Here is a 9,006-nt window from a genome sequence, read left to right as displayed (position 1 = left end):
GTCCTGCTCCGCAGGAACGACGCGCCGACGCTACGCGTCGGTAACCCCGTCTCCGCTCCGCGGAGACGCCCGGTCCCTCCGGGACCGGTTGATCCGCTCCGCGGATCGGAGGGGTGTGTTCCCGATCGCTCCGCGATCGTGCCTAACTTGGTTTTTCCTCTGCAGCCTGACTGTAGTCAAGGTGAGTTGAGGGACCGTCCACTCCGTGGCCGGCCCTGTCTGGCTGGGGGAACGAAGGCTGCCCCGTCGGCCTCTTGTTGATGCCTCGTCAGATAGGCGATCAAGGCAAGTGGTTGTTTGGGGTGCTTCCTTGGTTTCGAAACTATGGAAGATTTGAGTTCGGGGGTCTCCCCCGTTCGCGGTGTGGCCGCATCGGTGGTACCGGCGATGCCAGCCTCAACCCAAAGCGATGAACCTATGTTTTCCCGATCCGGCCCAGCGTGCCGCGATCGAGGCCGCAGCACGGCAGGAGGCGTCAACCTGCAGGAGTACATCCTGTCCGCTGCCTACGCCCGTGCTGCCGCGGTGGAGACGCACTTCCTCAACGCTTTCGGCAAGTCGATGGCCCGTAGCAGGCAACGCCTTCGCCGAGTCGGCCGGCGCGGCCGATCCCGACGGGGAGCGCCGTGCTGCAGAGCTCGCCGCTCGGCGTGGTCTTGAGGAGCAGCAGGAGCGGGGTCACGCCGCGTGACGCAGCACGAACCGCTTCACCCTCTTGTGTGACTTTCCTGCTGCATACGCTCCACAGCCTGGGCTTTGACCCGGGCGGCAGCCGCGTACAGAGGATCGTAGTCGTCCGCAGCTGGCCACAGCCGCCCGGGTCGTGGGTGTTCAGGTGCGCTTCGGCACTGGTGCCTTCCTGCGTGCCGCAGCAGCCCTTCGGGCCTGGGCTCGTGCAGCGTGGTGGTGTTCGAGGGCTTCTCGGGTGCGTTTGGGGGTGACCAGATTCGTCTTGGTGGCAGGTGCGATGAAAGTGCTGGCGCCGGTGCCGTAGTGGCCTCCGCGGGTGTCGCTGTTGGTCTTGTAGAGCAGGACGTCGACGATGCCGAGGGCGCGGAGGCTGCTCAGAACTCGTTGGACGTCGCCGATATCGCGCCAGTCTCGGGTGTAGACGCAGATCGGGCGGCGGGTGTCATCGCTCTTGGGGCGGGCGTTAATGAGCGTGGCCGCCTTGCTGCGATATCCGAGGAGGCCGTCTTCGGTCGCGGCGCGGATCGTGGCCCAGGAACGGTCGAGGAGGCTGAGCGGTGTGAACCAGATCCACTTGCCGCTCCAGGGGCGACCGTCCTCCGCCAGGGAGGCATCCGAGGCGTGGGCCCACAGCCAGTATTCAGTGGTCTCGCGCGATGGGGTGGTGCCGGTCGGCGCTTCGGGCTGGGCCGATGGGGCGCTCCTGGTGTTCACGATCGGCACCGTATGCGATTTTCATTAGGTTTTAGGCTATTTACCCTTTATGGGTCTCGTGGAACGGAACACTCCCCGATGGCGCCGCGACCTGGCGCTGACCGCGTGCTGCGCCGCCGCGGTAGCGGAAGCGGACCGCACAGGCGATCCGGGCCGGCGTGCCGCCCGGCTTGTCGACTGCCTCGGGGTTCTACGCTCGACGCACGGTGCCGGCGCGGCCGCCGCCCTGGACATGGGCGTACTGCGGCGCGGTCTGCGACAGGGGCTCGCCCCTCTCCTGCCCTCCGGCAGCGAGGACGACGATCTGCTCGGCGGCATGAGGCTGCTGAGCAAGGACGGCCTGCTGTGCGATGCCGTGGAGGATCTGGGCCGCGAACACCTGGTGCCACAGCAGGCGTTGATGGAGTACTGGCCCTGGGCACGCTTGCGCGCCGAGCAGGAGGAGCAGCAGCTGTACGCGGAGATCCGGCGTCTTCCGCCGGACGATTACGCGAAGGTGCGCGAGCTGCTGGCGAGTGATCCGGCAGCGGAGCAAGGTGTGCTGTGGGAGAAGTGGGGCGGGCTGTGGGGGCGGTTCGGGTTCTTCGAGCCGGTCTCCTCCTGGCCGTGGTGCAACGCGGCCGGCTGGTGCTTCCCGTGCCCTGTCTGTGCCTGGCCGATGCGCGCGCAGTCCGCCGCCGGCGGCGTCTTCATCGTGTCGTGCGACGCCCATCTTCTGGAGGGGGTGCAGTACACCTGCCGTCCGGTACGGGGCAGCGGCCCTCCGGTCCTGGAGGGCGGTGGCCGGTCGGCCGAGCAGGTGGAAGGTTTCCCGGCTGCCGGCGACTACCTGGCGGTCTCCCGGACGGTGTGGCGGTATCTGACCCTGCCGGGGCGCATGGAGTTCGCGATCCGGGACGCGCTGACGGGCATCGCGGGTCTCAGCGTCCTCATGTACCCGGAGGGTGACCGCTACGACCTGCGCATCACTGCCGCCGAGCCGCTGGTGGCCAAGGAGTGGCGGGTGGATGCGAAGGCGTGGCGGTCCTTCGGGGCCCTGGCCGATGCGCTGCTCGAGCGCCCCGCGTTGGGCGGAAGAGTGCGGCTGACCATCGTGGTCCCCCACCGGCAGCGGTCGGACCTTCCGCTGCTGCAGTCCCGTCTTGCCGGGCGGCGGGACTTTGAGGTGATGACCGACAAGAACCTCGTCGCCGAGGTTCTTCGCTGGTGCCGCCGGGGTGAGTCGTGAAGACCGGTGAGGTCCATGAGGCGTTGCAGTGCTGTGCCATCGCGGCGTATCTCGCCCTGTCTCAGCAGTACTTCGCGTTCGAGAGCGTCGACGAACGGTGCGGGGTGCCGCTGGACTTCGCGGGGATGTTCGCCGCCCGGCGCACCGACGTGTGGGGGGCCTGGCTGTCACTGCCGCGCGCCGAGCATGAGCGGGTGGGCCGGCTGTGGCAGGCGCTCAGGCAGGAGGGAGATCTGGCGCAGCCGGAGACGTTCCGTGAGGCGGTCCTGGGGTACGCGGTGGCGCCCACGGCGCTGTTCCGGATCCCGGAGGAATCGAACGCGGACGAGGCCCGCTGGCTGGTGGCCTGCCATGCCCAGGAGCCCTCCGCTCTGGCCGAGCATCTCATTCAGGAGGCCGAGGAATACCGGGCCATGCTGGAGAGGTCACTGCCGACGGCCGGCGAAGGCTTGTGGACTTTCGGCCGCGACCGGCTGTACACGGTGGAGATCCCCGCAGGCGAGAAGGGCGCTTTCGTTGCCCCGGTGCGGCTGCGCACCGAGCCGTTCCTCAAGGAAGCGGTGCTGCCGCGCCAAGCGGTGATGGACCGCGTGGTGGGCCAGGCGACAGCCCGGCCGGGGAAGTTCGGGTGGAAGCCCGGTCTTCTTGAGGGGTTCTTCGAGCGGCTCACCGACGCCTACGGCCGCACGGCGGCGGAGTTGCGGCTGCCCGCGGGCGCGATGATGCTGCTGAATGCGCCCACCGGGGTGGGCAAGAGCGTGCTGATGCGGGACGCGGCGCATCTGCTGGCAGCGGGCGGCCAGGGTCCGGTCCTCGTGGTGGTGGGCCGGATCCGTGAGGGGCTGGGCACTGCCGAGCAGTTGGCTGCGGACAACGCGCTGGTGGAGGAGACGTCTGACGCCGTGCAGGACGCTGCCGGGCGGGCAGGCAGGCCGCTGCGGGTGGTGCCGTGGGTGGCGCCCTCGCGCCACGACGACCTGGCGGAGCTCGCCTTCGTCCAAGGCCGCGAGGACCGGTTCGAGCAGTTCGCCGGCGGCTGCGAGATGACCGGCTGGCAGGTGGACGGCCCGCGGCTGGACCGTGCCCGGCTCCCCTGCGCCCAGCTGGAATGGGTCGACGGTCCCGCCGAGCCCAAGCACGGCGGCAAGCACCTGTGCCCGCGCATGGGGATCTGCCGGCGCTTCGAGCACATCCGGCAGGCAGCCGAGGCCGACGTCATCGTCACCAACCATCACAACCTGATCCGCGGGCGCTGCAAGGTGCCCGTCGAGGTGGACGGCGAGCGGATCGTCAGCGACATGAGCGTGCTCGAGTTCGTGCTGCGCCGCTGCCGCGTCGTGATCATCGACGAGGTCGACGCGTTCCAGTCCACATGGTGCACGCAGGGCGCGCAGGAGTTCACCCTGATCAGCCGCGGCCGCGGCCACGCAGGGCGGCTGGAGGAAGTCGACCGGCACCGCAACGGCCTCACCGCGCTGGAGAACCTGCTCGTGACCGGCCCGCTGATGGAGGCGCGCCGGCTCAGCGAAACCTTCCTGGACAACGTCCTTACCGGACACCTGTACCTGGAGTCCGAACAAGAGCGCCAGAACCGGCCCGGCTCCGGCTGGTACATGGTGGGCAAGAAGGACGCCGAACTGTGCCGTCTACTGACCGGTGCGTCGCCTGATGCCGAGATCACCGAAGGAGTCCACCAGGCCTACCTGGCCCTCTTCCCCGGCGAGCGGGCCGGCGCTGAGCTGCTCACGGGCTGGCAGCCGCTCGCCGATCAGATCCGCCAGGCCCTGGCCGGTAAGGTCCGAGGGACCCGTCGCAGCAGAAAGCTCGCGGTCTTCAAGGACTCCATCGCGCGCATCCTGGCCGACGCGCCCTTCAACGTGCCCGCCTCCCGGCGCGCAGCCCTGGTCAACGATCTGCTGGTGCGGGCCTGGCTCGGCGCGCTCCACAATGAGCTGCACACCCTGAAGTGGTCGATCCTCCCCCTGCTCGGGCAGCTGAACGCGGCCACCGACCTGGTCTCCACGATGGGCCTGATCCCCCGCGACGAGCCAATCCCCTACGGGCCGCTCGGGCAAAACCTGTACGGATTCAAGCTCGACAAGAACGCCGGTGGCAGCGGACGCCTGTCGCTGCAGTCCCTGGGCGGCGACCCGCACACCTCCACCGTCCGCCTGGGCGACACCGTGGCGCTCGCGACCGCCGGGGTACGGCGCAGCGTCCTGGGTCTGTCCGCCACCGCGTTCTTCCCCAAGGCGGCCCTGCAGCACGTGCACGCCCTGCCCGCCTACGTGATGACCGACGCCGCTCCCGGCGCGGTCACCGCCCACGCCGGGCACGTGTCCTCCACCGATATCGGCTGGCAGCCCATCTCGATCGGCGGCGTGGAGGAGAAACGCAAACCCGCCGAGCTGCGCAAGCTCGCCGAGCGGCTCTGGCACACCCAGATGTCCTCACACCTTGAGAAGGTCGCCCGCAACGACCCGCTGCGGGAGCTGGCACTGCTGGCCGGGAATTCCTACTTCCACGCGGAGGTGATGGCCGCCGGGATCGTGGCCGCGTGCGGCCGCCCCGAATGGGTCGCAGTCCTCGTCAGCAACACCCGGGCCTCCGCCCGGGCAGGTGCGGCCCTGCCCGAGGGCGTAGTGCGGGTGACCATCGACGAACTCGAGAGCCTGCCTGCCACCCACCCCCGGGTGAAGGTGATCTGCGCACCGCTGTCGGTGGTCTCCCGCGGCCTGAACATCCTCATCCCCCACACCGACCGCTCAGCGCTCGCCTCCGTGTGGGTGGGCGTGCGCCCCCTCACGCACCTGCACGAGCCCTCCGTCATGTACGCGAGCATCAACGCCTGCGGCATCGCTGCCGGCGCCGTCAGCGCCGACCCCGCCGGCATGCTCGCCTCCCAGCGCACCGCCGCCGTCCGTCAGCGGGAGCTGCTGCTGCGCACCGACCCGCGGTTCTCCCGCATGCCGAAGTTCCTCAAGACCGAGGTCCTGGCGGGCATCCTCGTCGAGCTCATCCAGCTGGCCGGGCGCGCGCGGCGCGGCGGCACCCCCGTCGAGCTCTACCTGGTCGACCACGCCTTCTTCAACCAGCAGTTGGGCTGCGACTTCCCGCGGCTGCTGCGCTCCTACTACGGCCAGCTCGATGAGGACGAGCAGGAGATCCTGCGCCGCGTCTACGGATCCACCCTCACCGCCTGGCTCGACCTCGCCGACAGCGAGGACCTGCTGTCGAATCCCGTCACGTTGGTTCCCGCCCCGACCCTGGATACCCGAGGACCCCAGTAATGCCGTCGAACGACACCCGCCTGTCCATGCTGGCCGCGCCGTTGACCAGCGCCCTGATGGGCACCGTGTGGCTTTACCGCTTCCCGGACAAGATCGAGCACGAGTGGAAGAGACTGCGTGCCGTCTACCGCGGCAAGACCGGGTCGCAGGCCAACCTGCCCTATGCCGGGCTGCTGATGGTGCTGCGCGCCAGCGGCGCCACCAGCGCAACACTCAACCCGACCAGCAAGAGCAAGCCGCCCCAGTTCCTCGCCCTGTCCCAGAAACTGTCACCGGCGCATCTGCGGGCCGCGGTGGCCTTGTGGGAGCAAGCCCTGCTGCAGACGCCGGCAGAGGAGATCTCCCTGGCGTACAACAGTGACCTCGCCGACCTGTTCGCCTCGGTGGAGCCCGAAGAGGTGGCGGTGTGGGACCACGTCCGCCTCGGCCCGCACGCCGTGGACGCGGCCGGCTGGGTGTGGGACGCGGCCGGCTGGAACCTTGCCTCGCTGGTGGCCGGGACCGGCCTGGCGGTCGACGGCCGCACCATCCAGCTGCGCCCGGACACCGAGAACAACGTCATGGTCTGGGACGCCGAGCACCTGTGGTCGAACAACTGGCTCGACGCCCGCCCCGCCAAGGACAAGAAGGACGGCAGCCTCGAGAGCTCTGCTGAGCAGGCACAGGAGCCGGAGGAGTGGAAGATCCGCCGGCACTACGCCGCGCTGCGGGTGGAGGTAGCGATGAAGTCGCTGCACTCGCTTCCTGTACCGCTGGTGGTCCTGACGCCTCGGGTTTCCCGGCTGAGCAATCAGATCAACAGCGCTCGCACCGCGTGGTGGGCGCCTCGTTCCCCCAGCCGCCCGCTGCTCTGCGTGAACCTGGGCGGCAGGGGCAAGTACACCCACCTCGAGCACACCAGTCGTCTGGCACTTGACGCGTGGGTGCGGCTGATGGACGAGCCTGTGTTCCCCCGCGGCCCCAAGGACACCGAGTTCCTGCCCGTCAGCGCCATGGATCTGTCCGGCGAACCCGGCGACTTCCGTGCGCTCATCCCCTTCTCGAAGTCGTTCCCCCTCGGCAAGGGCGTCGGCCTGCACACCGTCACCGCCCTCGCCGAGCACTTGTCCGCCGTCACCGGCCAGGACCTCGTCAGCGGCACCCAGGTCGCCAAGGTCCTCTCGGTGGCCGCCCGCAAGACCGAGTACGGCCGTGACGCCACTCTGCTCGACGACACCGACCTCGCGGACATCATGGCCGCCGCAGGCTGCTCGAAGCTGCGCGTCCTGGCCCTGTACCAGCACCAGGAGATGCGCACCCGCATGCAGCGTCTGCTGGCCTACCACTTCAGCCGGCCCGACCTCGCAGACGGCATGCCCGACGACGAGATCGTTCAACTCGGCTGCCACACCGAGGCGCTGCTGCACCGGGCCCCTCAGCTGCTGTCCCACGGCGAGCACCATGACCGTCGCGGTGAGCTCACCGACGCCCTGCCCGGTCTCGAAGCCGAGGGCACCGGGGTCCTGGCCCTGGTCGAGACCGAGTACGACGCCAAGGAGTGGGGCCGCCGGCGCCGCGCCGCCCGCCGCGAGGAGGAAGGCGCCGTCGACCCCTACGCACTGGATGCCAAGCCGGAGGTATCCCGGCATCTGGCCCGTCACGGCGTACTCGCCCAGTTCCTCACCCCTGAAACCAGAAAGCGGCGCTCGAAGAAGAAGGAGCGCGAGGCCGCATCCCCGCTGGAGGCCCTCGGCATGGAACTCGCCGCGGACTTCCCCGGCCACCACGCCATCGGCGACATGCTGCGCGCCGCCGGCCTGGTCCACCCCCGCCTGACCCGCGCGATCTCCACCGGAAGCGGCCTCAAGGACCGCGTAGCCCACCTCGGCCTGCACATGCGCGCCCAGCTCGGTGACAAGCACGTCAACCGCACCGAGGAACCCAAACTCATGTGGATCCTCACCGCGTTCGTGCCGGTCGGCGGGCACTGGAAGGCCCTGGCCTACCTGCCCGCCCATCGAGGCGGCAGCGGCAGCTGGTTCAACTACGCCCACGCCCAGGCGCTGTCGCGCAGCCACCCCATCCCCGAGGGCAGCCGCGGCGCCGACACCCTGCCCCGCCGCATCGACCACGCCCTGTACGAGCTGAGCCGGCACCTCGAGTGCGGCTACGTCCTCTACGTCTCAGGAGACTCCACCCGGCCCGTCTGGCCGTTGCTGGCGAACAAGAACGCCGACCTGCTCCCCGACAACGACGGCCTGGCCAACGGCAGGCCGGCACTGCCCGGCGCCACCCTCGCACCCGAGCACCGGCCGCAAGCGGTCATCCGCACCACCTCCAGCGCCGACCCGAGCATCCCGCTGCCCGCGCTCTTCCACGAGATCGGCGGGGACGGCAACGTCAGCGACGGCGACAAGACCAGCAACGCGCTGTTCCAACTCGACGGGACCGCCACCACATTCCTCATGAGCCGCCGCCCCCACCAGATGGACGGCAAGACCCCCTCGGCCAAGTCAGGCCGCACGCAGGGGCGCTGGGCGTGCGATGACAAGGAACAGCAGGCCGAGACCTGGTTCAACCTCACCGCCACCGAGATCGCCGTCATCCACCGCCCCGACAACGCGAAAGCCCTCCCCTACGCCCTGACCACCGCGCGGCTGTGCAACCACGCCCTGGCGTGGGAACACCGCACCCGCCACCCGCTGCCCATCCACGCCGCCATCCAGATGGATAAAAACCATCCCGAGTACCGGCGCACCATCGACTGGGAGGCCGACGACGCCGCCGCCAGATGACCGCTACGGGGCCCGCGCGTGCTCGGTGCCACCCGTGGTGGTCGTGCCCCGAGCGGCCCGACCTGCGGGCACTCACCGCGAGGAAGAGGCGTGGCTCTCGCTGGACGGCGGCCCGTCTCGGCGCTGCTTGGCAGGGCTGCGCGTTGCGCCGCGCCCGGCTGAAGATCGGCCCTCGCCTGGTTGCCCGCAGAACCGGCTTCAGCCCGCACGGGAGGTTGGCCATTTGTCCGTATGCGGGCCCGGGCCGGTCGGGCAAGGGCCGCCGGGAGTCGCGTCGCCACTGCCAGGAATTTGGTGCGACGGCGGCATG

General features: G+C 69.7%; 4 protein-coding genes. 3 read left to right on the top strand and 1 reads right to left on the bottom strand.

The window, feature by feature from the left end; genetic code table 11:
• Nucleotides 1-831: 831 nt before the first annotated feature.
• The gene (locus ACFVVO_RS34830) at nt 832-1,404 is read right to left on the bottom strand and encodes a putative phosphothreonine lyase domain-containg protein (protein ID WP_390060435.1); all 573 of its coding nucleotides are present in this window, start codon (nt 1,402-1,404) and stop codon (nt 832-834) included.
• A 58-nt stretch (nt 1,405-1,462) separates the two neighbouring features.
• On the opposite strand from ACFVVO_RS34830, the gene ACFVVO_RS34825 reads away from it, so the two are divergent.
• Genes ACFVVO_RS34825 through ACFVVO_RS34815 form a run of 3 tightly spaced genes read left to right on the top strand, consistent with a single transcriptional unit; the run spans nt 1,463 to nt 8,696 of the window.
• Nucleotides 1,463-2,632: a hypothetical protein gene (locus ACFVVO_RS34825; protein WP_390060433.1), complete on the top strand. Its 1,170-nt coding sequence runs from the start codon at nt 1,463-1,465 to the stop codon at nt 2,630-2,632.
• Nucleotides 2,629-5,922 carry a hypothetical protein gene (locus tag ACFVVO_RS34820; RefSeq protein ID WP_390060432.1) on the top strand — a complete coding sequence of 1,098 codons (3,294 nt, stop codon included), beginning with the start codon at nt 2,629-2,631 and terminating at the stop codon, nt 5,920-5,922. Before ACFVVO_RS34825 ends, ACFVVO_RS34820 begins: the two co-directional genes overlap by 4 nt.
• Nucleotides 5,922-8,696, top strand: coding sequence for an RNaseH domain-containing protein (locus ACFVVO_RS34815; RefSeq protein ID WP_390060430.1), 2,775 nt, complete (start codon nt 5,922-5,924; stop codon nt 8,694-8,696). Before ACFVVO_RS34820 ends, ACFVVO_RS34815 begins: the two co-directional genes overlap by 1 nt.
• Nucleotides 8,697-9,006: the final 310 nt, after the last annotated feature.

Origin of the sequence: Streptomyces sp. NPDC058145 (assembly GCF_042884245.1) — a bacterium.
In the GTDB taxonomy this organism is placed as follows: Bacteria; Actinomycetota; Actinomycetes; order Streptomycetales; family Streptomycetaceae; genus Streptomyces.
Note: the sequence above shows the minus strand (reverse complement) of the source record. Positions and strands in the feature narration are given on the sequence as shown.

Excerpts from the sequence above, each read along its gene's own strand:
- ACFVVO_RS34815 (WP_390060430.1), top strand. The coding sequence starts at position 5,922 with ATGCCGTCGAACGACACCCGCCTGTCCATGCTGGCCGCGCCGTTGACC.